At 54.0% G+C, this 26058-nt stretch carries 27 protein-coding genes; 10 read left to right on the plus strand and 17 right to left on the minus strand.

Annotated elements, in window-relative coordinates; genetic code table 11:
• Positions 1 to 11: 11 nt before the first annotated feature.
• The 5 genes from rlmA to EBC_RS14085 form a co-directional block, all read right to left on the minus strand.
• Positions 12 to 926, minus strand: a complete 915-nt coding sequence (rlmA, locus tag EBC_RS14070; protein WP_013202480.1) for a 23S rRNA (guanine(745)-N(1))-methyltransferase — start codon at positions 924 to 926, stop codon at positions 12 to 14.
• Positions 927 to 1097: 171 nt separating this feature from the next.
• Positions 1098 to 1307: a transcription antiterminator/RNA stability regulator CspE gene (gene cspE, locus EBC_RS14075; RefSeq protein ID WP_001062678.1), complete on the minus strand. Its 210-nt coding sequence runs from the start codon at positions 1305 to 1307 to the stop codon at positions 1098 to 1100.
• Positions 1308 to 1345: 38 nt separating this feature from the next.
• Entirely contained in the window at positions 1346 to 1465 is a 120-nt protein-coding gene (locus tag EBC_RS25485) for a DUF2627 domain-containing protein (RefSeq protein WP_013202481.1), read from the minus strand.
• Between the two features lie 538 nt (positions 1466 to 2003).
• Positions 2004 to 3008 (minus strand): MBL fold metallo-hydrolase, encoded by a 1005-nt coding sequence (locus EBC_RS14080; protein ID WP_013202482.1) that lies wholly within the window; start codon positions 3006 to 3008, stop codon positions 2004 to 2006.
• 24 nt (positions 3009 to 3032) lie between these two features.
• A complete protein-coding gene (locus EBC_RS14085) occupies positions 3033 to 3302 on the minus strand; it encodes a YebO family protein (protein WP_013202483.1) in 270 nt (89 codons plus the stop codon).
• A 247-nt stretch (positions 3303 to 3549) separates the two neighbouring features.
• Between EBC_RS14085 and EBC_RS14090 the strand changes: the two genes are divergently transcribed.
• Positions 3550 to 3786: a YobH family protein gene (locus tag EBC_RS14090; RefSeq protein WP_013202484.1), complete on the plus strand. Its 237-nt coding sequence runs from the start codon at positions 3550 to 3552 to the stop codon at positions 3784 to 3786.
• A gap of 33 nt (positions 3787 to 3819) precedes the next feature.
• On the opposite strand, the gene kdgR is transcribed toward EBC_RS14090, so the two are convergent.
• Entirely contained in the window at positions 3820 to 4611 is a 792-nt protein-coding gene (gene kdgR, locus EBC_RS14095; RefSeq protein WP_013202485.1) for a DNA-binding transcriptional regulator KdgR, read from the minus strand.
• A 194-nt stretch (positions 4612 to 4805) separates the two neighbouring features.
• Between kdgR and EBC_RS14100 the strand changes: the two genes are divergently transcribed.
• A complete protein-coding gene (locus EBC_RS14100) occupies positions 4806 to 6182 on the plus strand; it encodes an MFS transporter (protein ID WP_013202486.1) in 1377 nt (458 codons plus the stop codon).
• Positions 6183 to 6240: 58 nt separating this feature from the next.
• Here EBC_RS14100 and htpX read toward each other — a convergent pair whose 3' ends face one another.
• From htpX to EBC_RS14120, 4 genes are all read right to left on the minus strand, one after another.
• Positions 6241 to 7122, minus strand: coding sequence for a protease HtpX (htpX, locus tag EBC_RS14105; RefSeq protein ID WP_013202487.1), 882 nt, complete (start codon positions 7120 to 7122; stop codon positions 6241 to 6243).
• Positions 7123 to 7368: 246 nt separating this feature from the next.
• Positions 7369 to 9408 (minus strand): carboxy terminal-processing peptidase, encoded by a 2040-nt coding sequence (gene prc / locus EBC_RS14110; protein ID WP_013202488.1) that lies wholly within the window; start codon positions 9406 to 9408, stop codon positions 7369 to 7371.
• A 19-nt stretch (positions 9409 to 9427) separates the two neighbouring features.
• On the minus strand, positions 9428 to 10120 hold the full coding sequence (gene proQ, locus EBC_RS14115; RefSeq protein ID WP_013202489.1) for an RNA chaperone ProQ: 693 nt from the start codon (positions 10118 to 10120) through the stop codon (positions 9428 to 9430).
• Between the two features lie 96 nt (positions 10121 to 10216).
• Entirely contained in the window at positions 10217 to 10717 is a 501-nt protein-coding gene (locus EBC_RS14120; RefSeq protein WP_013202490.1) for a GAF domain-containing protein, read from the minus strand.
• A gap of 221 nt (positions 10718 to 10938) precedes the next feature.
• Between EBC_RS14120 and yebS the strand changes: the two genes are divergently transcribed.
• The 3 genes from yebS (at position 10939) to rsmF (ending at position 16313) form a co-directional block, all read left to right on the plus strand.
• Positions 10939 to 12183, plus strand: coding sequence for a membrane integrity lipid transport subunit YebS (gene yebS / locus EBC_RS14125; RefSeq protein WP_013202491.1), 1245 nt, complete (start codon positions 10939 to 10941; stop codon positions 12181 to 12183).
• Positions 12152 to 14788 carry a PqiB family protein gene (locus EBC_RS14130; protein ID WP_041692023.1) on the plus strand — a complete coding sequence of 879 codons (2637 nt, stop codon included), beginning with the start codon at positions 12152 to 12154 and terminating at the stop codon, positions 14786 to 14788. Before yebS ends, EBC_RS14130 begins: the two co-directional genes overlap by 32 nt.
• Before the next feature lie 88 nt (positions 14789 to 14876).
• Positions 14877 to 16313, plus strand: coding sequence for a 16S rRNA (cytosine(1407)-C(5))-methyltransferase RsmF (gene rsmF, locus EBC_RS14135; protein WP_013202493.1), 1437 nt, complete (start codon positions 14877 to 14879; stop codon positions 16311 to 16313).
• Here the strand turns inward: rsmF and EBC_RS14140 are convergent, their stop codons facing one another.
• Both EBC_RS14140 and EBC_RS14145 read right to left on the minus strand, forming a co-directional pair.
• On the minus strand, positions 16314 to 16961 hold the full coding sequence (locus EBC_RS14140) for a metallophosphoesterase (RefSeq protein WP_013202494.1): 648 nt from the start codon (positions 16959 to 16961) through the stop codon (positions 16314 to 16316). It lies immediately after the preceding gene.
• Positions 16962 to 17223: 262 nt separating this feature from the next.
• Positions 17224 to 17523 carry a hypothetical protein gene (locus EBC_RS14145; protein ID WP_013202496.1) on the minus strand — a complete coding sequence of 100 codons (300 nt, stop codon included), beginning with the start codon at positions 17521 to 17523 and terminating at the stop codon, positions 17224 to 17226.
• Between the two features lie 309 nt (positions 17524 to 17832).
• Here EBC_RS14145 and EBC_RS14150 point away from each other — a divergent pair, with 309 nt between their 5' ends.
• On the plus strand, positions 17833 to 18672 hold the full coding sequence (locus tag EBC_RS14150; protein ID WP_013202497.1) for an MBL fold metallo-hydrolase: 840 nt from the start codon (positions 17833 to 17835) through the stop codon (positions 18670 to 18672).
• A 174-nt stretch (positions 18673 to 18846) separates the two neighbouring features.
• A complete protein-coding gene (locus EBC_RS14155) occupies positions 18847 to 19764 on the plus strand; it encodes a pyridoxal-phosphate dependent enzyme (protein WP_013202499.1) in 918 nt (305 codons plus the stop codon).
• A 24-nt stretch (positions 19765 to 19788) separates the two neighbouring features.
• On the opposite strand, the gene EBC_RS14160 is transcribed toward EBC_RS14155, so the two are convergent.
• The 4 genes from EBC_RS14160 to yobA form a co-directional block, all read right to left on the minus strand.
• Positions 19789 to 20034 (minus strand): hypothetical protein, encoded by a 246-nt coding sequence (locus EBC_RS14160; protein ID WP_013202500.1) that lies wholly within the window; start codon positions 20032 to 20034, stop codon positions 19789 to 19791.
• Between the two features lie 327 nt (positions 20035 to 20361).
• On the minus strand, positions 20362 to 20700 hold the full coding sequence (locus EBC_RS14165) for a YebY family protein (RefSeq protein WP_013202501.1): 339 nt from the start codon (positions 20698 to 20700) through the stop codon (positions 20362 to 20364).
• Positions 20701 to 20760: 60 nt separating this feature from the next.
• Positions 20761 to 21624 (minus strand): copper homeostasis membrane protein CopD, encoded by an 864-nt coding sequence (gene copD / locus EBC_RS14170; protein ID WP_013202502.1) that lies wholly within the window; start codon positions 21622 to 21624, stop codon positions 20761 to 20763.
• Position 21625: 1 nt separating this feature from the next.
• Positions 21626 to 21991, minus strand: a complete 366-nt coding sequence (yobA, locus tag EBC_RS14175) for a CopC domain-containing protein YobA (protein ID WP_013202503.1) — start codon at positions 21989 to 21991, stop codon at positions 21626 to 21628.
• A 163-nt stretch (positions 21992 to 22154) separates the two neighbouring features.
• Between yobA and EBC_RS14180 the strand changes: the two genes are divergently transcribed.
• The 3 genes from EBC_RS14180 to exoX all read left to right on the plus strand — a co-directional run bounded on the left by EBC_RS14180 (position 22155) and on the right by exoX (position 23906).
• Entirely contained in the window at positions 22155 to 22385 is a 231-nt protein-coding gene (locus tag EBC_RS14180) for a DNA polymerase III subunit theta (protein WP_013202504.1), read from the plus strand.
• An 84-nt stretch (positions 22386 to 22469) separates the two neighbouring features.
• Complete coding sequence (locus tag EBC_RS14185) at positions 22470 to 23228, plus strand: carbon-nitrogen hydrolase family protein (RefSeq protein ID WP_013202505.1); 759 nt, start codon at positions 22470 to 22472, stop codon at positions 23226 to 23228.
• 12 nt (positions 23229 to 23240) lie between these two features.
• Positions 23241 to 23906 (plus strand): exodeoxyribonuclease X, encoded by a 666-nt coding sequence (gene exoX / locus EBC_RS14190; protein WP_013202506.1) that lies wholly within the window; start codon positions 23241 to 23243, stop codon positions 23904 to 23906.
• Here exoX and EBC_RS14195 read toward each other — a convergent pair.
• On the minus strand, positions 23903 to 25969 hold the full coding sequence (locus tag EBC_RS14195) for a prolyl oligopeptidase family serine peptidase (protein ID WP_013202507.1): 2067 nt from the start codon (positions 25967 to 25969) through the stop codon (positions 23903 to 23905). The genes exoX and EBC_RS14195 overlap by 4 nt on opposite strands.
• Positions 25970 to 26058: the final 89 nt, after the last annotated feature.

Here is a 26058-nt window from a genome sequence, read left to right on the forward strand (position 1 = left end):
AGGGCTGCTGCTTACGCTACGCCCTCACCCTCGGTATCGTCGTCAGTGGCTGGAGCCTCGACGACGGCTTCCTCAGCGGACGCCAGCGGCGCGATAACTTCCGCTTCGACGCTCTTGCGCTGCCACAGTCGCAGAGTAAAGTCGGTTTCACAGTCAAACTGCGTGGTGGTCGCCAGCACGCCCCACACTTCCGGACGGGCACGCCAGGCAAACGGCGTCATCTGCAACAGAGCGCCGGACTCCTCGCTGGTCAGCTGCATTGGATAATTCAGCGAGTGCTGTTCGACCAGCTCAAAACCGGCCATCTCTTCTGGCGTCTCGTCATGTAGCTTCACGTCCTGATAAATTAACGCCTTAAACTGGATCAGATGACGCGGGCCAGGAGTAACGGTCAGCACGTAGCCACTCTCTTTCACTACGCGCGCCAGCTCTTCAGCTTTACACGGGGCGTATATCCGCAGCACGGCATCAAATTGCTGTTTGGCAAAAGGCAGACGGTGGCTGGAGGCGACGCAAAAGTCTACATTGTGATAACGCCGGGCACCAAAGCGTACCGCCACTTTAGAGACGTCGAGGCCGAACACCGTACTCTCTCCCCTCGCCTGCAGCCTGCTGGCGACAGCGTGGGTGTAGTAGCCCTCACCACAGCCAATATCTAATACTGACGACGCGTGCACAGGCAGGATCCGTTCGAAGATTTCGCACACCCTTTCCTGCAACGGCTGATAATGCCCGGCATCGAGAAACTCGCGGCGGGCCAGCATCATATCAGCACTGTCACCGGGCTGCTTCGAACGCTTGTGTTGTACCGGCAACAGGTTGATGTAGCCCTCCTTCGCCCGATCAAACTGGTGCTGATTATCGCAGCGCAAACCCGTTGCCAGTGGCAGCAGGGGCAGATGACAAAGGGGGCAAAGGTAAGACATAACAACTCTCCATAAACGGTCCGGGCGGCAGTTTACCGGAAAGTGACGTTCAGCGGCAGACCTTATTGGCCGCAGAATGGAAAAAGCTCTGCCATTGCTGGCAGAGCTTTTGCATTCAGATTCGTGCCTGGATTACGCGCCACGCGGGCTGTAGCAGGCTCAGATCGAAAATTAGATAGCGGTGACGTTCACTGCAGCAGGGCCTTTCTGGCCGTCCTGGATTTCGAACTCAACGTTCTGGCCTTCAGCCAGAGTTTTGAAGCCATTACCCTGGATTGCAGAGAAGTGTACGAACACGTCTTTGCTGCCGTCTGCAGGGGTGATGAAACCAAAACCTTTAGACTCGTTGAACCACTTAACCTGACCTTTAATCTTTGCCATTTTGCAAATTCCTTAGAGTGTTTATTCGCCCGTGGGCTTTACGTACAGAAAAACCAGAAAAAGTTACTGCATGAGGCACGATATAAAAGCTCGGCAAGGAAGTGGTATTCAACGTCAACGTCTTTACTCAAAACTTCTTTACTGAAGATGCCATACATAAACAGAACTGTACCTCGTTTTACCCAAAAGCGTTATCACATATTCGTTTATTAATGGCAAGTCATTTTTAAACGCTGATAGAGATGTCGCACACTATTGAAACGGCTTAGGCACATATTGCACATTACGTATGGAGAGCTGAAACGTTTAACGCGAAACCTGTTAACCCCGGGTCTCATTCATGCTCAAAACATAGGGGTGTATCATAGCCTGCCGCTTTGCTTAAGTCTATTACCTATACCGCTATAGCGCAGAGTATAAGCTGAATTCATTGCATAAATGTGGCATAGCTTACTCAAAATTCTTCATTATCCTGATACGGTCAGGGGATAAACGTTTGGAGGATCAACGGATGCAAAAAGAAGCTATTGGTACAATATGAATTTTAATTGCACCAAAATCAGGAAACTGTATTCCCGCCTGCCCCATTTAAACGCATCTCGCGGCATCAATTAATTGCCGGTCGTACCATCAGTCTATTTGCTTTATTAGACGCTGCTCTCATTTTAGCCAAATGTTAAATTAACCGTTTTAGGATTAATCCTGGGCAATATTATTCAGGGACTTTTTCGCACCTATTCGCCATGCCTGGAAGCGGCTTTCATCCAATCCTGCTGCGCGCATCGCCTCTGACAGCACAATCGGCGGCTCATCCAGGGATTCGTCAGCCAGTTCAAACACACCCCAGTGAATGGGGATGCTCAGCGGTGCGCCAAGTGATTGGTGCAGGGAAACGGCATGATCGGGATCCATATGTTGACCGCGCATGAACCATTTTGGTGCATACGCGCCGACCGGTAAGGCGGCCAGATTGAACGGCCCCAGCCTGCGCGGGATTTCCAAAAGGTTTTCGCTGTAGCCGCTGTCTCCGGTAAACCAGAAATTCAGTTCACCGGCCTGGATCACCCAACCGCACCACAGTGAGCGATTGCGATCCCACGGCGTACGCATGCTCCAGTGACGCGCAGGCACAGCATGAACAGACATTCCCGCGACCTCTTTATTGCCCCACCAGTCGAGGGGCGTGACGTTCACCGCGCCCAACGCCTTAAACCAGCGTTCAAGCCCTAATGGCACCACAAATTCAACCTGCGGAAAACGCCTCAGGATTTTTTTGATAGTGGGCCTGTCGAGATGATCGTAATGGCTGTGAGAAATCAGCATGCAGTCCAGTGCAGGCAAATCGTCAATCTCGAGTGCCGTGGGGGTTTTACGTTCCGGGCCGAAGAAACTGACCGGCGAGGCTCTGCGCGATAATACCGGATCAATCAGCGTGTAGCGGCTGTTAACGCGCAACAACAGGCAGGCATGACCCAGCCACCAGATGGCATCGTCAATCCCCGTCAGGTCAGCGCGCTGCCACCAGCGTTGGGTGAAATGGTCGTAACCTTTAGCCGGCGGGAAAGGTAATCCCGCCGCCTTGCGCTCTTTACGCCAGCGCTTCAGATCGCCATTCTGTCGCAGCTCAGGCTTGGGATTGCGGAATCCGTCAGGCGTATGGTGCGATTTATCGGCATCGTACCAGGGATTTTTCCAGGCCATAGTCACGCTTCCTTGAGTGAATACTTAACGTTCAGGGATCAGTCGGGTGAAATCTTTGTTATCCGGCTCGGTGCTGGCGGCTTTCTCTTTTCCGGCAACCGAATCGGTCAAACGGCGTAATAACACATTCTGACGCTTCTGCTCTTCCAGCAGGGCCTCAAGTAACTGGACCTGCTGGCTGGCCTTGACGCTGGCGCGATTGACAAAATACCATGCAATCAGCCCGACGATCACCAGCGCTACACTAAACCCCATCGATGCCAAGCCCATCGCGCCATTTGTTATTTCGTTCATACATGCCTCAAAAATGCGGGTGTTACTGCAATACTGACTGATGCAGACCTGCGAAGATTCTACCAGGTCAGACGCGAATTGATAGCCAGCTCACACAAATTTAAGAACCTTCGCGCAGCCGTTGTCCCAGGCTTTGTGTATCCTCAGCGCTAAGTACGTACAGGCTCGCAGCTTACTGCTATGATAAACGCTGGCAGCGAGGTGGAAACGCCAGGATTGCTGTCTGACAAACAATAAAGGGGAATACATGAGATTTTTAATTCGCATCGTTGCGCTGCTGGTCATTATCTGGCTTGCCCTGTTAGTCACCGGTTACGGTGTTCTGGCAGGAAGCACTAAAAATGTGGCTGGGTTGGGATTACAGTGTCAGTACATGACCGCGCGCGGCATGGTAACCGCACAGTACCTGCACACTGACAGCGGTGTTGTCGGCGTGACCGATTGCCCGTTGCTGAAGAAAAGCACCGAAGTCGTCGATAACTGAGTGAATAAGGGCCAGAAAACTCTGGCCCTTTTGTCAGAACGGGTAGTCGTGATAGCCCATCTGCTCTGAAAGCCGTTTTGCAGAACGATGCAGCATCGCCACATAGCTGCTTTTCTCTTCCTCAGAGAAACGGATGGTCGGGAAGGAGATACTCAGCCCGGCAATCACCACGCCAAAACGGTCAAAGACCGGTACCGCGATACACCGCAGCCCCTCTTCCTGCTCTTCATTATCTTCCCCATACCCCTGCGACCGGACTTTATCCAGCACCGGCAGAAGCGCTTCGGTGCTGCCGACCGTTCTCGGCGTGCTGCGGTTATAGGTCACGTTGGCCATGATGTCTTTCACTTCTGAGACGTCACGCCAGGCAAGTAGCACCTTGCCGATAGCCGTGCTGTATAACGGATTACGGCGGCCAATGCGCGAATACATTCGCAGATTATACAGGGAGTCAATTTTGTGAATATAGACAATGCTGTCTTCTTCCAGCGCGCCAAGATGGATGGTTTCTTTGGTCTGGCGAGAAATGTCGCGCATCTGGATGTCCGCGCTACGGATCAAATCGACATTTTGCAGCGCCTTGGCGCCCAGTTCGAACAGCTTTAAGGTCAGCGAATATTTTTCTGACTCGCCTTCCTGATCAACATAACCGAGGGATTTCATCGTTTGCAGAAAACGGTAAACGGTACTTTTCGACATCATTACCCGCTGTGAAAGCTCGGTAATGCCATGCTCACGCTCCTCGCCCAGAGCCTGCAGGATACCGAAAACCTTCAACACCGATGAGACTGAATCCGGCTGTTTATCCACATCGCCATTCGCCATGACAGGACCTTATTTTTGTTTTATAAAAAATGGAACGGTATTTCTAGTATACGTTTTGCGGCCTGGCAGGTGCAATGCTCAGTGGGTAAATTGCCCTGACATATCTGCTGATAGTTTTCGCCGCGTAACAACCTGGAATAGTCAGTGAAAAATCATTAGCATAATGATATTCACTCTTCTGACTAATTTGGTCCATGCCGCAAACAACTCAACCCGACGGATTACCCATCCCGCAGCGCTACGGCGCAATAATGGCGATTGCCTTAGGCATCACCGTTGCTGTGCTTGACGGTGCCATTGCCAACGTGGCACTGCCGACCATCGCCCGCGAGCTGCACGCCAGCCCGGCAGAATCCATCTGGATTGTTAACGCCTATCAGCTGGCCATTATCATCTCGCTGCTGTCACTGTCGTTCCTCGGCGATATTCTGGGCTACCGCCGTATCTATCAGGCCGGTCTGGTGCTGTTCACCTGCACCTCGCTGTTTTGCGCCCTTTCCAGCTCGCTGGAAATGCTGACCTTTGCCCGCGTATTACAGGGCTTTGGTGGCGCCGCGTTGATGAGCGTCAACACCGCATTGATTCGGATAATCTATCCGCAGCGCTTTCTCGGGCGCGGAATGGGCATTAACTCGCTGATCGTGGCCGTATCCACCGCTGCCGGACCCACCGTGGCGGCCGCGGTGCTGTCGGTCGCCTCATGGAAATGGTTGTTCCTGATTAACGTACCGGTCGGCCTGGCGGCGCTCTATCTCGCCTTCCGCTTCTTGCCCGATAACACGCAGAAATCGAAAGAGCAGCGCTTTGATATTCCCAGCGCAATTATGAATGCCCTGACCTTTGGCCTGTTAATTTCGGCTTTAAGCGGCTTCGCGCAGGGACAAAGTGGCAAGCTGGTGCTGGCCGAGCTGGTGGCGCTGGTCATCGTCGGCTTCGTCTTTATTCGCCGTCAGTTGAAAATGCCTTTCCCACTGTTGCCGGTGGATTTGCTGCGCATTCCCATCTTCTCGTTGTCGTTGGGCACCTCGGTCTGTTCTTTCTGCGCCCAGATGCTGGCGATGGTCTCACTGCCCTTCTTTATGCAAACCGTGTTACACCGTGGCGAAGTGGCCACCGGACTGTTACTGACTCCCTGGCCACTGGCTACTATGGTGATGGCGCCCATTGCCGGCCGACTGATTGAGCGCTATCACGCCGGTCTGCTGGGAGCGATTGGTCTGGCGATGTTCGCCAGCGGTCTGTTCTCGCTGGCGCTGCTGCCTGATTCTCCGTCAGATCTGAATATCATCTGGCGCATGGCGCTTTGCGGTGCGGGTTTTGGCCTGTTCCAGTCACCGAACAACCACACCATTATCACTTCCGCCCCGCGCAACCGCAGCGGTGGTGCCAGCGGCATGCTGGGCACCGCGCGCTTGCTCGGCCAGACCAGTGGTGCCGCGCTGGTCGCGCTGATGTTCAACCTGTTTGGTGGCCACGGTACCCATGCTTCTTTATTACTGGCAGGCAGCTTCGCAACGCTGGCTACCGTAGTAAGTGCGATGCGAATGACGCAGCCCGGCACCCGTAGCTGAGTGCTTTTCAGGCATAAAAAAACCGGGCAATGCCCGGTTTTTTCATTACAGCTGTCGGTTACTTCAGATACTGACCGCTGCGCAGCGCTTCAATGCGCTTATCCAGCGGTGGGTGAGACATAAACAGCTCACTCAGTGACTTCGACTTACCGTTAATGCAGAAGGCCATCATGGTGCTGGCTTCCTGCGGCTCATAGCTGGTTTTCAGACGTTGCAAGGCTGCAATCATCTTCTCACGACCAACCAGTCGCGCAGAGCCGGCATCGGCATGGTACTCACGGTGACGCGAGAACCACATGGTGATGATGCTGGCCACGATACCGAAGACCAGCTCCAGCACCATCGACACGGCGAAGTAGACCATTGGGTTGCCGTTATTGCCTTCACCTTCATCACGGTTGCCGGACAGGAAGCCTGCGGCAACCTGCGCCAGAATGCGCGAGATAAAGATCACGAAGGTGTTCACGACACCCTGAATCAGCGTCATGGTGACCATATCACCGTTAGCGATGTGGCTGATCTCGTGAGCCAGCACCGCTTCGGCTTCGTCACGGCTCATGTTCTGCAACAGGCCGGTAGAGACCGCCACCAGTGACGCATCACGACGGGCACCGGTCGCAAAGGCGTTGATATCCGGCGCATGATAGATAGCCACCTGCGGCATGGCGATACCCGCCTGCTGTGCCTGCTGAGCAATGGTCTGCATCAACCAGCGCTCGGTCTCATTGCGCGGTTGCTCAATAACCTCACCACCGACGGATCGCAACGCCATCCACTTCGACATCAGCAGTGAGACAAACGCACCGCCGAAGCCAAACAGACCCGCCATGATCATCAGGCCCTGTACACTGCTTGACTGGATCCCTGTCAGGCTGAGGATCAGCCCAAAGACCAACATAACGCCCAGGTTGGTCAGCAGGAAAAGCGCAATACGCATCATAGAATTTCATCTTCCTCAGTTAACAAATTCGCTTATAGCGGATAACTATCCTATGGGCAAAGCAAAACATTTCAAGCACCCTTAATCTTTAAGTGTCTAAAAAGACATAACTTTACACTTTGAAGCATCTTGGGATGCATCAACAGGAAGAGTTAAGTGAAATGGCTTTGCCGGCAGGCGTAAATCAGCGACAGGCGAGAGGTGCGGGATAAAAAAAGGGCACAGACTAAGCTGTGCCCTTCGGGTTTATTTTGCTGCCGCTGGCGGCGTTTGTGCTTTTTCAAGCTGCGCCAGGTCGTTAGCAATGTTGACCGTTTCGTCGAGGTACGGATCCGGTTCTTTATAGTCTTTCGGCAGATCGTCCAGCTTAGCCAGTGGCTTTTTGCCTTCCTGCTGCAGACGGGCGTTAATCCGCTCCAGACGCAGTGCATCATCCTCGTGGTTCTCTTTCTCACGCTCGGCGAGGTTCAGAGAGATGATATTGCGCTTGTCCTTCATTGCATTGAAGCGCGCGATATCTTTGATGATGTACTGGAACTCACGATCCTTGGCGATGCGATCCTGATGGTCCTGAATCAACTTCGGCTCAAGTGAGGTTAAGTCACCTGACTTGGTGTAGCTGGCCGCATTGATGCTGTCCCATGGCAGGGCGTTATCTTCGAACTTCTCGCCAGTCTCAACCGCTTCCACGCCGGTTGGCATCAGCAGGTCAGGCGTCACGCCTTTACGCTGAGTACTGCCGCCGTTGATACGGTAGAACTTCTGGATGGTGTACTGGACAGAGCCCAGCGCCGGCCATTCAGGACGCAGCATCTGATCGTAGATCCGGTTCAGTGAACGGTACTGCTGCACGGTGCCTTTACCGAAGGTCGGCTCACCGACAATCAGCGCACGTCCGTAGTCCTGCATCGCAGCCGCAAAGATTTCTGAAGCCGAGGCACTGAAGCGGTCAACCAACACCACCAGCGGACCTTTGTAATAAACGATGCCATCGTTATCACTGTCTTCACGAACCTTACCGTTGTTGTCACGAACCTGAACAACCGGGCCGCTTGGAATGAACAGACCAGACAGGGAAACCGCTTCGGTCAGTGCGCCACCGCCGTTGGTACGCAGGTCAATGACCACGCTATCCACGTTCAGCTTCTGCAATTTCTGCAACTGCACTTTCACATCGTCAGTCAGGCCAACATAGAAACCAGGGATATCCAGCACGCCCACTTTCTTATTGCCGACATTCTGCACGGTCATTTTGACCGCGCGGTCTTCCAGACGGATTTTCTCACGCGTCAGGGAGACGATGCGGGTTTTGGTGCCCTTCCCGGCCGGTAACACTTCCAGGCGCACTTTGCTGCCCTTCGGTCCTTTGATCTGCGCGACCACGTCATCAAGACGCCAGCCAATCACATCCACCATCGGTTTGCCCGGCTGAGCGACACCCACGATCCGATCGCCAACGGTGATCGATTTGCTCTTGGCTGCCGGACCACCGGCGACCATCGAGTTAATCACCGTATAATCGTCATCCATTTGCAACACCGCACCAATACCTTCCAGAGAGAGGCTCATTTCGGTATTAAACTGCTCGGTGTTACGTGGAGAGAGATAGTTGGTATGCGGATCGATTTCGTGCGCGAACGCGGTCATCGCCAGCTGGAAGACGTCCTCGCTGTTGCTCTGCGCCAGACGGCGGATAGCAAACTGATAGCGCTTGGTCAGGACTTCGCGGATCTCTTTTTCATCTTTGCCGGTCAGCTTCAGGCTCAGCTCGTCATATTTGACTTTCGCGTCCCACAGCTGATTCAGCTCCGCCGTGGTTTTTGGCCACGGCGACTTGCTCCGGTCGATATCAATGGTATCGGTACCGGTGAAATTCATGGGCTTATTCAGCACGGACAATGCGTACTGATAGCGCTCAAAGCGGCGTTTCTGCGCCAGATTATACAGGTCGTAAAATACATCCAGCTTACCGCTCTTCAGCTCATCGCTTAAGGTGGTTTTTTTGCTGGCGTATTGTTCGATATCCGAGGTCAGCAGCAGGTTGTGGCTGTAGTCCAGCAGATTCAGATAGCGTTCGAAAATCTTAACGGAAAAATCCTGATTAAGATCGAACTGGCGATAATGCGAGCGGGTAAAACGTGAGGTAACACGTTCACTGACTGTCGCATGCTGAGGTTCCTGATGCAGCTGAGGAATTTGATCGGCACGCGTAATGTTATCGGCGGCGAAAACGTTCCCTGCCAGCAGCAGTCCTGCGATCACAGTAGTTCTGAAAAAATTGTTCATGCCCTGATTGGCCTCCGTATCAGAACTGCAAGTGTTCTGCGCGTACTATCATTGCCAGGCCGGAAGCCAACTGTACCCGGACGCCATCTTTGGTAATTTCAAGAATGGTTGCGTCCATCGCACTTTTGCCCGCGGTGACTTTGATATTCTGGCCGACTTGCAGTGCTGCGGTATCGGTAACGGGTTTAGTGGGAGCTGGAGCTGCTGCTGGCTGACGCTCTGCGGAAGGTGCGCGCTCGGTGCTACGCTGAGGTTTGCTGCGAACCTGGCGTGGCTGCTCACCTTCGGCAGAAGGTTTACGCGCGGGTTTACGAGGACGGCGTGGTGCCCCCTCTTCTCCAGCTTCGCGTTTCTTCGCCTGCTGCTGCTCACGCTGTGCCTGAACACGCGCTTTTGCTTCTTCGAGTTGCTTACGGGCATGTTCAACATGCTGCTCGTCGAGGACGCCACAGTCGTTACCATCCAGATCAACGCGGACTGCACCGGCTTTGATGCCGTACAGGTAGCGCCAGCTGGACGTATAAAGACGGAGTGCGGAGCGGAGCTGAGTTTTACTCAGGCTCATTTCGCCCTGAACACGATCGACTAAATCCTGAAAGATGCCGACCTTAAGTGGTCGTGCTTCGCCTTCGGCGCTAAAGCATTTCGGGAAACGCTCGGCCAGAAAGGCAATGACTTCTTTACTACTATTCAACTTGGGTTGATTTTCCATGAAATTTCCTGATTACAACGGGTTTGCCAACCAGCGCAGGCATGAACAGGCGTCATTATAATGACCCCATCGGCAATTGCTACGTGATCCAGCGCTTTAGCTGCGTTTCATGTGAATAAATTTTTCCACATCAGACCCGGCAAGCACCTCACACAGCCCGTCAGTGAGGGTTTTTAACCCCGCTTCGTCTTCGCTGTCGAAGCGTTTATATTCGATACTATCGATGTCCAGCACGCCAATTGTCTGGCCGTTCACTACCAATGGCAGCACGATCTCAGCATTACTGGCCGCGTCACACGCGATGTGACCCGGGAAAGCATGGACATCATCCACGCGCTGAACCTGACTTTCGGCCACGGCCGTACCGCACACGCCGCGACCTACCGGAATACGCACACAGGCGATTTTTCCCTGGAAAGGTCCCAGAACCAGCGTATCGGCTTCGGTCAACAGATAGAAACCTGCCCAGTTAACACCGTCAAGGCGCTCATATAACAGCGCGCTGCAGTTGCTCATTGCCGCCAGGAAACTTGTTTCTCCAGCGATAAGCGCGCGCAAATCACGGTTCAGGTCCGAATAAAACTCAGCTTTTGTCATTTTTTAACCATTGTGAAAACGTGTCATGAGGCCCATGATGACCCCTTGCTAAAATAAGCATTAAATGCCCAGACGGACAAGGTGAATCATTCCGTTAGTTAATATACCCTTAGTCAGTCCGAAGCCTTAAGCATGACCTTGACGTGTCATTATCGTTTTATGGCGAAAAAACTTAACCCTGCCCTGCACCTGCGCTGCCTGGGCCTGAGACGATCAGGATTATGAAAATACACGCCATTAGCCATGCTCTGCCTCAGGCACGTTATCAGCGTTGCCCCCAATGCGATACCCTTTTTTCCTTACCAGATGTGAAATCCAACCAGTCTGCGCACTGCCCTCGCTGCAATGCTCGCATTATGAATGGCCGTGACTGGTCGATGACCCGGCTGTGTGCGATGGCCGTCACCATGCTGCTGTTGATGCCCTTCGCCTACACTGAATCGCTGATGAGCATCCGCCTGCTGGGCACCAACATTTATGCCAGTCTGCTGGAAGGCATCACTCAGATGGCGCAGCAAGGCAATGTCATTACCGCCTCGATGGTGGCCTTTTGCACCATTGGTGCCCCCGCGACGCTGGTTGGGTCTATTGCCTATCTCTATTTTGGCCATAAATTGGGCATGAACCTTCGTCCGGTATTATTGATGCTCGATCGCCTGAAAGAGTGGGTGATGCTGGATATCTATCTGGTGGGGATTGCCGTTGCGTCAATTAAAGTGCAGGACTATGCGGCGATTACGCCTGGCACCGGGCTGATTGCGTTTATTTCGCTGACGCTGTTGAGCCTGGTGACCTTGATTCATTTAAACGTTGAGCAGCTCTGGCACCGCTTTTATCCGCAGCCTCACCCTAACGTTGCCCGGGAAAAGTTACAGGTTTGTCTGAGCTGCCACCACACCGGTGTTGCCGATGCCCGGGGCCGTTGCCCACGCTGCCACACGCCGCTCTATTTCCGTCGTCACTTCAGCTTGCAGAAATCCTGGGCCGCTTTGATTGCCTCTATTGTGCTGCTGATCCCGGCCAATCTGCTGCCAATTTCCATCATTTATCTCACCGGCTCCCGCCAGGAAGACACCATCCTTTCGGGGATTATGTCGCTGGGTTCCGGCAATATTCCGGTGGCCATCGTGGTATTTGTGGCCAGTATTCTGGTGCCGTTTACCAAAATTATTGTGCTACTGACGCTACTTCTCAGTATTCACTTCAAGTGTGAACAGGGACTGAAAACCCGCGTCCGCCTGCTGCGGGTCGTTACCTGGGTAGGCCGCTGGTCTATGCTGGATCTGTTTGTTATTTCGTTAACCATGTCGTTGGTCAATCGCGACCAGCTTCTCTCTTTCAACATGGGACCGGCAGCTTTCTATTTTGGCTCGTCAGTCATACTCACTATTCTTGCCGTTGAGTGGCTGGATAGCCGTTTATTATGGGATGCACATGCAACAGGAAACGCCGACTACACCGACTAACGCGCGCATTACCAGCCGGCGGAAAATTTCGCCCTTCTGGTTATTGCCGCTGATTGCGCTGCTGATTGCGGGCTGGCTTATCTGGTCAAATTACCAGGAGCGCGGGACCACCGTCACTATTGATTTCGCCACGGCGGACGGCATTGTGCCGGGCAGAACGCCGGTCCGTTATCAGGGTGTTGAAGTCGGTCTGGTGCAGGGCATCAGCATGACGGACGATCTGCGCACCATCAAAATCAAGGCCAGCATCAAAAGCGATATGAAAGACGCGTTACGCGACCAGACCCAGTTCTGGCTGGTGACGCCGAAAGCCTCGCTGGCGGGGGTTTCAGGCCTTGATGCGCTGGTCGGCGGTAACTACATCGGCATGATGCCGGGTAAAGGTCAGCCTAAAGAGCACTTTGTCGCGCTGGATACTCAGCCGAAATACCGCGTCAATACCGGCGAGATGCTGATCCATCTGCATACGCCGGATCTTGGCTCGTTGAATACCGGCTCGCTGGTGTATTACCGTAAAATTCCTGTTGGCCGTGTTTACGACTACAGCATCAATCCCGGTAATAAAGGCGTGACGGTGGATGTGCTGATTGACCGTCGCTTCACCAATTTGCTGAAAAAAGACAGCCGCTTCTGGAACGTATCAGGCGTTAAGGCCGATGTCGGGCTGAACGGCGTGAAGGTACAGCTGGAAAGCGTGGCGGCGTTGGTGAACGGCGCTATCGCCTTCGATTCGCCGGCCCAGTCGGAACAGGCGAAGTCGGAAGACAATTTCGATCTCTATCCTGATTTAGCGCACAGCCATCGCGGCGTGATCATCAGCCTGGACCTGCCGAGCGGCAAGAATCTTAAGGCCAACAGCACCCCGCTGATGTATCAGGGCCTTGAAGTGGGCACCCTGACCGCGATGACCTTACAGCCAGGCGGCAAGGTAACCGGAGAATTGACCATCGATCCTTCTGTCACCGGCCTGATGCGCACCGGCACCCGCATTGAAATGCGCAGCCCGAAAATCAGCCTGAATGACACCAGCTTAAGCAGCTTACTGACCGGCAACACTCTGGAGCTGGTGCCAGGTGAAGGCGCGCCGCAGGATCATTATCAGGTACTGGAGAGCAACGAAGCACTGCTGCAACAGCCTAACTCGCTGGAGTTGAAGCTGACCGCCCCGGAGAGCTACGGCATCGATGCGGGCCAGCCGATCATGCTGCATGGCATGCAGATTGGTCAGGTGGTTAACCGCTCGCTGAACGAGCAAGGCGTGAACTTCGTTATCGCCATCGCGGGCAACTACCGCGAGCTGGTCCACGGTGACAGTAAATTCATTATCAACAGCCGGCTGGATGTGAAGCTGGGTATTGATGGCATGGAAGTGCTGGGTGCCAGCGCCAGTGAGTGGGTTGATGGCGGCATTCGTCTCGATCCCGGCAGCAAGGGTGCGGTGAAGCAGAATTACCCGCTCTATGCCAATGCTGAGAAAGCGGCAGAAGGCATCACCTCAAACCAGCTGCCAACCACCCTGACGCTGACCGCGAAAAGCCTGCCGGATGTACAGGCCGGTTCGATTGTGTTGTATCGCAAGTTCCAGGTCGGCGAGATTGTTGAGGTGATCCCGAAAGCCAATGAGTTTGACGTACGGGTGCATATCAAACAGGAATACCGCAAGCTGCTGACCGAAAACAGCGTGTTCTGGTCAGAAGGCGGTGCCCGCGTGCAGCTGAACGGCAGCGGCTTAACGGTTCAGGCCTCCCCGCTTAACCGCGTGTTAAAAGGTGCGATCAGCTTTGATAACCTGACCGGCGCCGGCGCCGGGCTGACCAGCAAAGATAAGCGCGTGCTGTATAACTCTGAAACCGCCGCACGTGCGGTAGGTAGCCAGATCACCCTGCACACTTACGATGCCACCAAACTTTCTGCCGGCATGCCGATCCGCTATCTGGGCATTACCATCGGTCAGATCGAAGACCTGGCGTTGAATCAGGAAAAAAATGAGGTTGTCGCCAAAGGCGTGCTGTATCCGCAGTATGTGGATGACTTTGCCCGCATTGGCAGCCGCTTCTCGGTCGTTTCGCCGGAAATATCGGCGGCGGGTGTCAATCATCTGGAAACCCTGTTGCAGCCTTACATCAACGTCGATCCGGGCAAAGGCCGCGCTCAACGCAGTTTCGAACTGCAGGAATCGACCATTACTGACGCGCGCTATTTGGATGGCCTGAACGTGGTTATGGATGCGCCTGAAGGCGGTTCCGTTTCCGTCGGTACGCCGGTGCTGTTCCGTGGCATTGAGGTCGGTACGGTCACCGGCACGTCGTTGGGTGCCATGGCTGACCGCGTCCAGATCACCCTGCGCATCAGCAAGAAGTACCAGCATCTGGTGCGTAACAATTCGGTGTTCTGGCTGGCTTCCGGCTATAACCTGAAATTCGGTCTGATTGGTGGCGTAGTGAAAACCGGCACCTTCCAGCAGTTTATTCAGGGGGGGATTGCCTTCGCCACGCCGCCGACGATCCCGTTAGCGCCGCAGGCCACTTCCGGCAAGCACTATCTGCTGGAAGACGAAGAGCCAAAAGACTGGCGTAAATGGGGAACCGCGCTCCCTGCGAAATAACCTGAACGGGCAGCCTTGAGCTGCCCGTTTTTTTTCAGCTATCAGGATGTGATAAACTCGCCCCACTTATTTCCAGCGGAATTTTTCAGTGTCCTCTTCCTCACGCGTGTACTTCCCCGACTCTTTCTTAAATCAGATGCGCGAATTGCTGCCAGATGTCGCAGAATTCGAGCGTTTTATCGCTATCAGCCAGCAGCCGTTACGCCGCAGCCTGCGGGTGAACACGCTCAAAATCAGCGTCGCGGATTTTCTGGCATTGGTTGCCCCATATCAGTGGCAACTGACGCCTATCCCATGGTGTGAAGAAGGGTTCTGGATTTCCCGTGACGATGCCGACACGCTGCCGCTGGGCAGCACCGCTGAGCATCTCTCTGGCCTTTTCTATATTCAGGAAGCCAGCTCAATGCTGCCGGTCAGCGCCTTATTTGCCGGCTGTCCGACGCCTGAAACGGTGATGGATGTCGCCGCCGCACCAGGCTCTAAAACCACGCAGATCGCAGCAAAGATGGGCAATCAGGGCGCCATTCTTGCCAACGAATATTCTGCCAGCCGGGTGAAGGTGCTGCATGCCAATCTCAGCCGCTGTGGCGTCAGTAATACGGCGATGACCCATTTCGATGGTCGGGTGTTTGGTGCCGCGTTGCCGGAAATTTTTGACGCCATTCTACTGGACGCGCCGTGCTCGGGCGAAGGGGTGATCCGCAAGGATGCCGATGCGCTGCGCAACTGGTCCGTTGAAAGCACCGCAGAGATTGCGGCCACGCAGCATGACCTGATCGACAGTGCCTTTCATGCCCTGAAGCCCGGTGGCACGCTGATTTATTCCACCTGTACGCTTAATCGAGCTGAAAATCAGCAGGTGATCGCCTGGCTGCAGCAGCAATATCCGGGTGCGGTAGAGATTGAACCGCTGAACGAGCTGTTCCCCGGCGCAGAGCAGGCCGTGACGCCAGAAGGATTCCTGCACGTCTTCCCTCAGATCTTTGACAGCGAAGGCTTCTTCGTTGCCCGCCTGCGTAAGCTGGAAAGCGTGCCGGCATTACCGACACCCAATTACAAACTGGGTAAATTCCCCTTCTTCCCGGTAAAACGCAAAGAGCAGCAGGAAATTATCGCCGCCGCAGCCAAATCTGGCCTCAGCTGGGACAGCAAAACGCATACCTTATGGGAGCGTGACAAAGAGATCTGGCTGTTCCCGTTAGCCATCGAGCCGCTGCTGGTCAGAGTGCGCTTCTCACGCATTGGTCTGAAGCTGGCTGAGACGTTCACTAAAGGCTATCGCTGGCAGCACGAAGCGGTGATTGCGCTGGCTGAGCCTGACGCTAAAAACCGTTTTGAGCTGACGTTAGCGGAAGCTGAAGAGTGGTATCGCGGGCGGGATATTTATCCGGAACGGGATCTGCCTGCGGATGAGTTGATCCTCACCTGTCAGCAGCAGCAGATTGGTCTGGCGAAGAAAGTCGGCAGCCGGATTAAGAACAACTATCCGCGCGAACTGGTGCGTGATGGCAAACTGTTCGCCTGATTACTGGATCTGCACCAGCGTTAACCGGTTGCCATAAACGGCGCCGGTATCAATGTAGTGCTGATTGTAGGCATCGAGCTGTCTCTGGACCGGCGTGTGACCAAAATAGAACGCATCGGCTCCGGAAATGGCCTGCCCTTTTCCCTTCTGTAATTGCTCAATGCGCTGGCGGCTCCAGACAACCTCATTGCCATCAACTTCGGCGCCAAACGCATAATGATTTGCCGGATAATCGGCATGCGCAACCACCACGATGCGCTGGTCCAGCTGCACATGCATAATCAGCGGTAGCGTCCGGCAGTGATTGATCGCATGCTTAGCCGCAATCATGTCGACGCCTTTCAACTTATAGAACCAGTCACCGCCGTTAAACATCCACTGCTTATGCAATCCACTGGTCAGCGCGCTGAGTGCCATCTCTTCATGATTGCCGCGCACGCTGCGAAACCAGGGTTCCTGTAATAGTGCCAGACAGGCCGGACTGTCCGGGCCGCGATCGATTAAGTCACCGACGGAAATCAGTAAATCTTTCTCTGTATCAAATTGACGGGCTAGCAGTTGTTCATCCAGCAAGGTTCTGCAGCCATGCAAATCACCTACCAGATAAATATGACGCCAGTTTTCACCGTTAAGATATTGGTACAGCATGATCCACCCTGAGCACATTTACTGGAAACATTGACAGTCCGTTTAGGAAATAACGACTACAGTATAGGCTATTCGGGGATTGGGACTTCTCACACTCATGAGCAATCGCAAACAGTTTTATATCACGCTGTCGTTAATTACGGCTGGGAGCCTGTTGATTATTGAGGTATTAGCCCGGCTGGTGCATTTGATTATTGTGGGGTAATGCTGACAGCGTCAGACGCTCGGGGCTGGCACCCGGCTGACGCTGTAGCGGGCGGCACTATTTGGCTTTTAATGCGCGCGGGTTTTTGCTTAGTGAAGCTGACCAGTTGAACTCTTTAACTTCACTCTCTTTAGCCGAAGACGCCTTGCGTGGTTTCTTCGCTATCACGGCTTTGGTGGTCTCTTTTACCACACGATCCTTCATCACCAGACGCTTGGCCTCTTTCTGAATTTCCTTTTCTTCTTTCTTACTTGGCACATGGCTCATCTTTAACGTCAGGGTCTTAACCTTTGCCGCCACCAGCTCCTTCTCTGCATCGGTAAACTGGTCTATCGAAATCTCTTTGTCGCTTTTCATCAAGTTGGCTCCAGGCCGAACGGTGGACGCGTCACTCGCGTATCGTTGTTGCCCACTGAGGGTAGAGTGTTGGCGCGGGATAAACAAGATAAAGGGTAAAAACCTGTGGCTTTGGCTGGATTGTGAGCTCAACAGTGTGTTTAGGTCCCCTGCAGACGAGACTTTCGACCTGTGCGCCGTCATCAAACGTTAAATATCATTATTTACGCTTACGGGGAATCCAGGCGCATTTACGCTGTCTGACCCTGCAGGATATTTCAGCGTCATCACCCGGGCCATCCGGGGGGTTTACCATAACGGAGTAAATTAATGACTGAGCAGGCGTCTTACACTATCGGCAAACTGAAAATCACCCGCCTGACTGAACAGATGTTCAGCGTGCCGCAGGGGAAACTGTTCCCCACGTCGGGTGATGAGTCGCCTGCTGAGCAAGCCGATATGCTGGTGAACATGAGCGTTCACAGCTGGCTGGTCGAAACCCCTAACCGCATCATGCTAATCGATACCGCCACCGGTAATGGCAAAGATCGGCCTTTCAGTCCGCTGTTCCACCAGCTAAATTCCCCGTGGATGGAGAATCTGACTGCCGCCGGGATCGATCCGGCAGACGTGGATTATGTGCTGCACACGCATCTGCACACCGATCATGTTGGCTGGAATACGGTGCCGAATGGCGATAGCTGGATACCCACCTTCCCCAACGCAACCTGGGTTTGCCCGCAGGCAGAAGTCACCTTTATGACCTCTCCAGCCGCAGCGGCACGCAGAGTGGTATTTGATGATAGCGTGCAGCCGATCATTGATGCGCGCCGTCTGGTTACCCTGCCCGATGAAATCACCGAATACCTGCCCGGTATCGTCTTCTATCCAACGCCGGGACACAGCCCGGGACATATGAGCATCGCCTTCGTCACCGAAGGTGAAACGGCGATCTTTTTGGGCGACGTGATGCACTCAGCCATTCAGGTGGCCCATCCGCAGTGGAACTCAATGTTCTGCGGAAACGGTCCACTGGCCGCCGAATCCCGCCGCTGGCTGCTGGAATTTGCCGCAACTGAAAACGCGACGGTGTTTACCAGCCATTTCGATCGCACATCTGCCGGACGCATTACCAAAGACAACGACCGCTTTATCTGGACGTTTTTGTAGCGCGTTCGGCGTTTAGCTTGCCATCGGCGCTGTCAGCAATTGATGCGCCAGCCATTCAGCAGGAAGCAACCGGCGATAACATCAAAGGTATTCGCCTGATGACTTTGCAACGGTGAAAAGCTATTGTTTAAGGCTAACCTGTTGGAAAGTCGCATATAAGGCACACCTCCCACGATGACTATTTCGCTGCAAACGCCCCTGATTTCTTCCCTCCCGCTGAGTCAGTTAAACCAGTGTAACGTCTGGCTAAAGATGGAGTCGGCCCAACCGAGCGGCTCATTCAAACTGCGCAGCGCCAGCCACGCCTGCCAGTTTTATGCGGCCAAAGGTGCCAAAGGGTTTGTCAGTTCGTCAGGCGGAAATGCCGGGATCGCGGTAGCGCACAGTGGCCGACAGCTAAATATCCCGGTGACGGTGGTGGTGCCCGAGACGACCTCTTCCCGCGCTCGGCAGCTGATCCAGCAGGAAGGCGCCCAGCTGATTGTGCATGGCCGCAACTGGAGTGAAGCAAACGATCATGCCTTGTCATTAACTTCCGACACCAACGTCTATGTGCATCCATTTGATAACCCACTGTTGTGGCAAGGCATCAGCACCCTGATCGATGAAGTGATTGAGGCTGGCGTGATCCCGGATGCTGTGGTGCTTTCGGTGGGTGGCGGCAGTTTGCTATCGGGTATCGCGCTGGGGCTGGAAAAACATCAGCTTAAAAACATCCCGATATATGTTGCGGAAACCTTTGGTACGGCATCGCTGAATGCGTCGATGCAGGCGAAGAAATTGGTCCGTCTTGAACAGGTCAGCGGCATTGCCACCACGTTGGCGGCGAGTCAGGTTTGCGAAAATGCGTTTAACGTTAGTCAGCAGTTTGATGTAAAGAGTTTGCTGGTGTCCGACGACGAAACGGTCGAAGCCTGCAAACTGTTCCTTAACGATCATCGCGTATTGGTTGAACCTGCGTGTGGCGCGTCTTTATCGTTGATGTATAAAAACCGGATCGGCTTCAAGCCTGAAGATAACGTGTTGGTGATTGTCTGCGGCGGGGCGTCGGTTACCCATGAAATGCTGATGGAATATCAGCCTACTCGTTGAGTTATTGAGCCCCTGCCGGATGCATTATTCTTCAGGGGTTTTATAGCGGCGATTTGCATACCACTGTATTGCCGCACCGAGTAACAGCATGACGATAGCGACAAGCATCTTATTGATATCCTCACTGCTCAGCCCACCAAATGCCAGGAAGTAGAATGCGGCAACGAAAGATTTAACCAGCTTCTTGATGTTGCTTTGCTGCTTGATGCAGATACTGCGAACAGACCATGCGCCCAAAATCAAACCCAATAGCGCTAAAACGGTGATCATCACGTGCTCCCTGAAAGACGATTTTCTTGGCTGTTAAAAGACACTATTTGTGGGGAAAGATCCATAAAAAAAGACCGAAGACGATTCCTATCTTCGGTCCAGGGAAATGGCTCCTTGTGGGAGCCGTGCGCTAAAAGTTGGCATTTATGCAGGCTATGTCGCCTTGCCCTTTAAAAGGTAGTACAGGCGCGGGGATTTTCCAGCCAGTTGTAAACGGCTTGCTATAAACTTGTTGGCTCTGTGATCATGGCGGCAGAAACAGGCGAACTGCCTTGCCAGGCGGCAAGACAGCGTAATGAAGTGAATCTCTGGCGTGACTTTTTCGGCTTAGTTACACAGCTTCTGAGTGCGCTCGATAATCGGCGTCAGGCTCTTTTTCTGGCCCGGATGCTGTGGGTCGTCGCTCTGGATAATGCTGATGTTCTGCCCTTTCGCCTGCCCGCTCTTCACCAGAGCGCTGGCGACATCGTTGATTGGGTACTGCGCCAGCGTGCTTGGATTGATAACAAACAGCGCATTGCCTTTGGCACAGGTCAACATCACTTCTTCGCGGTCGAAAGGCCAGGTATCCTTGCCCATTTCAAAACGACTTACGGTGATAATCTCCGCCGCCATGGCGCTGGAACAAAAACTCAGTGCAATCATCAGACTGGCCAATTTTTTCATGGTGGTGCGAACCCTCTCTGGATAACGCCTGCCGTGTGCAGGCGGTAGAAATAATCAGTATCAGGCCGGTTCAAGCGTGGCAAACACGCTAACCAGCAGCAAAACCAACGCCGAGAGCAACAGCTCAGCCAGCGTGGTCAGCAGGAATTTATGTTGGGCATTCTCACCGCTACGCTGAAATCGTGGCACCAGCCAGTAACGGTTAAACAGGGCGACCGCACACATCAACGCCACCAGCAGCGTCTTAATCAGTAGCAGCTGACTGTAGAGCTGAAAGCTGGCCGGTGGCCAGCCCAGCAGCAATAGCGCGTTGATCACGCCACTGATCACCACCAGCGCCACCGCCAGATGCCCGTAGCGTGAAAAGCGCATCAGGGTGCGGATCGCGTCATAGCGTGTCGCCATCTGTCGCGCGTCTTTCATCAGCAGTGCCACCGGCAGCAATCCACCGGCCCAGAAGGCCGCCGAGAGCAAATGCACGGCCTGATTGGTGCGTTGCAGCATGCCCATCGCGGCATGTCCGACAAAGGCCAGGCCCACCAGCTGCCCTACTCCACTCAGCAATAACAGCTGCTGACGAATACGGCCCTGAAGCAGCAATGCCGCCACGCCCAACAAGGCGGCGATCAGCTGCCATTGCCAGGCCTGACCAAAACGGGTCTGCAATACCGCCAGCCAGACGTCCGTATTGCCGAGATCCTGCCAGCCATCGCCCATCAGCCCGGTTTGGGCGGCGAGCAGCATAACGGCGGTAATCAACGCCGTTATCGCGCTGCAACTCAATAACAGGCGAAAACGTCCCGCCAAATAGGATCGAAAACGGGCCGGCGCCATCAATGCGGTATACAGGCTGCCGCTTGCCAGCGACATCAGCGCGGCAAAGTGCAGCCAGCGGCAGAGTATATAAAAGGTGCTGAGGGACATCTTACTTCACGCTAAAGCTGTAATTCCCGTTGGTTTTATGTCCGTCTACCGAAAGCACATGCCAGTTCACCAGGTAATGACCCGAGAGCAACGGCTGCTGTAAGGGCGCAATCAGCTGGTTATGCTGTTTTGGTGCGCGCTCAGCTTTGGCGGTAGGGATCGCTTTCTGATTGCCGTCGAGGATCACCACGCCGCTGAAAGCAGGTTCGATATCTTCAGAGAAGGTTAGCGTTAACGCCTGAGGAGAGGCTTCAACATTCGCATTCGCGGCGGGATATTGGCTCTTCAAATGAGCATGTGCAGAAGCTTGCTGAGAGAAGGCGGCAGCGGTCAACGCCAGAGCAAAAACCATAGAGAACTTACGCATAATAGTCGTATCATCCTGTCCTTGGCAGCCCGATAGCTGCGATGAGGCCGAAAGGATACCCCGCTTAAAATAATGTGTCGAGCCGATAACTGCGCTAAGCAGACCCAGGCTTGCGAAAGTGCACTAACTGCTATATTTTTGCCGCCGTAACAGGAGAAAGCTGATGACTCAAAATCTGGCCAACTGGCCGCAGGAAGAAAAAGATAAGGTTAACGTTGACCTGGCCGCTGCAGGTGTGGCGTTTAAAGAACGCTATAACATGCCGGTAATTGCCGAAATGGTTGAGCGCGAGCAGCCGGAAGCATTACGTGACTGGTTCCGTCAGCGTCTGACGCAATATCGCCAGGCTTCACTGAGCCTCTCGCGCTTACCTTACGAACCAAAACTAAAATAGCCGTCAATTTGACTTAATATCTCTTGTCTTTATTCACCGCTTCGGTTGTGATGATGGCCTCAATGAGGCCTTGCTGGAGAGCTTATGTCTGTCTGGAGTATCGCTGCTGCTCAATCAGGTTCGCGACCGGGTGACATCACCTGGAACATTTCCCGCCACCTTGAATTCATTCTTCAGGCTGCATCCCATCACATCGATTTACTGATCTTCCCTGAACTTTCCCTCACCGGCTATGAACTCTCCCTGGTGCCCACTCTGGCGATGACCCTGGACGATCCGCGTTTGCAGGTGTTTGCCGATGCCGCAACTGCCCATCAAATGTCGATTGTCATCGGCCTGCCGCTGGTTAACGGCGAGGATATTCTGCTCAGCGCCGTGGCTTTCCTGCCGGATGGCACCAAGGTGGCCTACGGCAAACGCAATCTGTTTGGTGATGAGAAGCTGTTCTTTACCGCGGGTGAAGGCGTGCCGCTGTTTGGTTATCAGCGTCATCATGTCGCCATGGCGATCTGCGCGGATATCAGCGTGGAAGAGTATGCCCGCGACGCGGCAAGACGTGGCGCCAACCTGTATGCCACTGGCGTACTGGTTTCGGAAAAGGGCTATCACAATGATTGTGAATACCTGGCGCGGTGGTCACGCGACTACAAAATGGCGGTGCTGATGGCCAACCATGCCCTGCCCACCGGCGGTTATCAAAGCGCGGGCAAGAGTGCGCTGTGGGATGAAAGCGGCAGACAGGTGGTCGCTGGCGGCGAAGGTGAGCAGTTAGTCATTGCCAGAAGAACGGGTAATGATTGGCAAGGAGAGGTGCATTCGTTACGCTACCCGCCAGTTTTTTAAAAGGGACGCATAATGTTACGCGTGATAGATACCGAAACCTGCGGTCTGCAGGGTGGAATTGTGGAAGTGGCGTCGGTCGATGTGATTGATGGCAAGATTGTCAATCCGATGAGTGATTTGATCTGCCCTGACCGGCCAATCAGCCCACATGCGATGGCGATTCATCGCATCACCGAAGCGATGGTCGCGGATAAGCCGCCTATCGAGCACGCCATCGGTCGTTATCACGGCAGTCCCTATTACGTCGCCCACAACGCCAGCTTCGACCGGCGGATGCTGCCCGAAATGCACGGAGAGTGGATTTGTACCATGACCCTGGCACGCGGATTGTGGCCAGGCATCAAATACAGTAACCAGGCACTGCGCGAAACCCTGAAGCTGGAGGTTACCCCTCCGGCCGATCTTCACGCGCACCGGGCGCTGTACGACTGCTATGTCACTGCCGCCCTGCTGATCCGCATTATGGATTATTCCGGCTGGGATGCTGCCGAGATGATCCGCAGAATGCTGGTGAAAGGCTCAAGCACCACCTTCCCGTTTGGCAAATACCGTGGCAGTAAAATTGATGATGTGGCGAAACGCGATCCGGGATACCTCAAATGGATGCTGAAAAATATCCCGGATCTTAAGCCCGATCTGCGCAGCGCGATGGAACGCGCGTTGTCAGCTGAGGATTAGTTTGCGTTGCCCGCGCTGAGCGTTTCCTGCGCCAGCGCGATCAAGAAGGTGTATTCCAGCGCCACGCCTTCGTAAGCCTTGAAGCGTCCTGATTTACCGCCGTGTCCTGAGTCCATATCGGTGCAGATCATCAGCAGGTTATCGTCCGTTTTCAGCTCTCTCAGCTTCGCCACCCATTTTGCCGGTTCCCAGTACTGTACCTGGGAATCGTGCAGACCGGTGGTGATCAGCAAATGCGGATAGGCCTGGGCAGTAACGCAATCATACGGGCTGTATTGACGAATGTAGCGGTAATACTGCTCTTCCGCCGGATTGCCCCACTCGTCATATTCCCCGGTGGTAAGCGGAATGGATTCATCGAGCATGGTGGTAACAACGTCGACAAACGGCACCTGCGCCACAACGCCATGGAATCGGTCAGGCGCCATATTGATCACCGCACCCATCAGCAGGCCACCGGCGCTGCCGCCCATCGCATAAAGCTTATCAGGATGACCATATCCCTGTGCCACCAGCGCATCGGTCAGATCGATGAAGTCGTTGAAGGTATTCATCTTGTTTAACAGGCGGCCATCGTCATACCACTGCTGCCCCAATTCTCCGCCACCGCGAATATGCGTCAGGGCAAAGACGAATCCGCGATCCAGCAGGCTCAGGCGGCTGGCGCTGAAATCGGCATCCATACTGCTGCCATAAGAGCCATAGCCGTACACCAGCAGCGGATTTTTGCCCGGCTGATAGTGGTCGCGGTGATAGACCAGGGAAACCGGCACTTCAACGCCATCACGGGCGGTGATCCAGTGACGTTCACTGCGATAGTTGCTGCCATCAAAGCCCTTAACCTCAGCCTGTTTCAGCATCTTGCGCTCGCCACTGTCCAAATCCAGCTCAAACAACGTGTCCGGTGTGGTCATTGACGAGTAGCCATAACGGATTTTGCTGGTCTCCGGGCTGGGATTGTAGGAAAGCCAGGTGACATAGGCCGGATCGTCAAAGGCGATGCCTGACTCCTTGCCGGTCAGCCAGTGGATCTGGCGCAGGCTGGTCAGCCCACCTTCACGTTCTTCGACCACCAGCCAGTCACGGAACAGGCTGAAATCTTCCAGCACTACGTCAGGCCGTGGCGGGATCAGTGTCTGCCACTTGTCTTCCGCGAAAGCAGCGGTCCGGTACAGACCGAAATTTTTGCCTTCACGATTCGAACGCACATAGAACTGATGCTGGTAATGATCAACGCCATATTCGTGATCCTTTCGGCGCTGGCAGAACAGTTGCGGTTCGGCATTCGGGTCAGCGGCATCCAACAGCAGAACTTCGCTGGTGGTGCTGCTGCTCAGGGAGATGAGGATATAGTCTTCCGAGGTGGTTTTGTGCACGCCGACGTAGAAGGTATCGTCCAGCTCTTCATATACCAGCTGGTCATCCTGCACAGGCGTTCCCAGCGTATGGCGCCAGACCTGATAAGGCAGCAGCGTCTGCTCATCTTTCTTCACGTAATACAGCGTACGGTTGTCGCTGGCCCAGGTCAGGCTGGATGAGACATTTTCCAGCACATCTTCGTACCAGTCTCCGGTTTCCAGATTGCAGAAGCGGATGCCGTACTGACGACGTGAGAGGAAATCCTCTGCCACCGCCATGATTTTATTATCGCCGGTGATGCCGACGCCGCCGAGGGTATAAAAATCGCTGTCCTTCGCACGCAGGTTGCCGTCCAGCAACACGTCCCACTGATCAGGCGTAGTGGTCTCTTCAGGCTGGCGCGTATAGATGGCGTATTCATTGCCCTCTTCATAACGGCTTTGATAGCGGTAACCCTTTCTGACGTAAGGGACCGAGTGATCGCGCTGGGGAATGCGGTCAATAATCTCCTTCAGCACCGTCTCCTGCAGCGCCTGCTGCGACTGCATGATCTCTTTACCATAGGCATTTTCGGCCTTCAGGTAGTCGAGGACCGCAGGATCTTCCCGCTTGTCATCGCGCAGCCAGTAATAATTATCGGTGCGGGTTTCTCCGTGGAGCGTCATATCGAAAGGAATTTTTTTGGCAATTGGTGGTTTATGCATGGTTCAGCCCCGTTGGATCAATCACATAGGCTAAGGGTGGCAGTTGTTATCAAGATTGCCAAGCGCAATGGCAGGAGATTGGAAAAATA

Origin of the sequence: Erwinia billingiae Eb661 (assembly GCF_000196615.1) — a bacterium.
Classification (GTDB): domain Bacteria; phylum Pseudomonadota; class Gammaproteobacteria; order Enterobacterales; family Enterobacteriaceae; genus Erwinia; species Erwinia billingiae.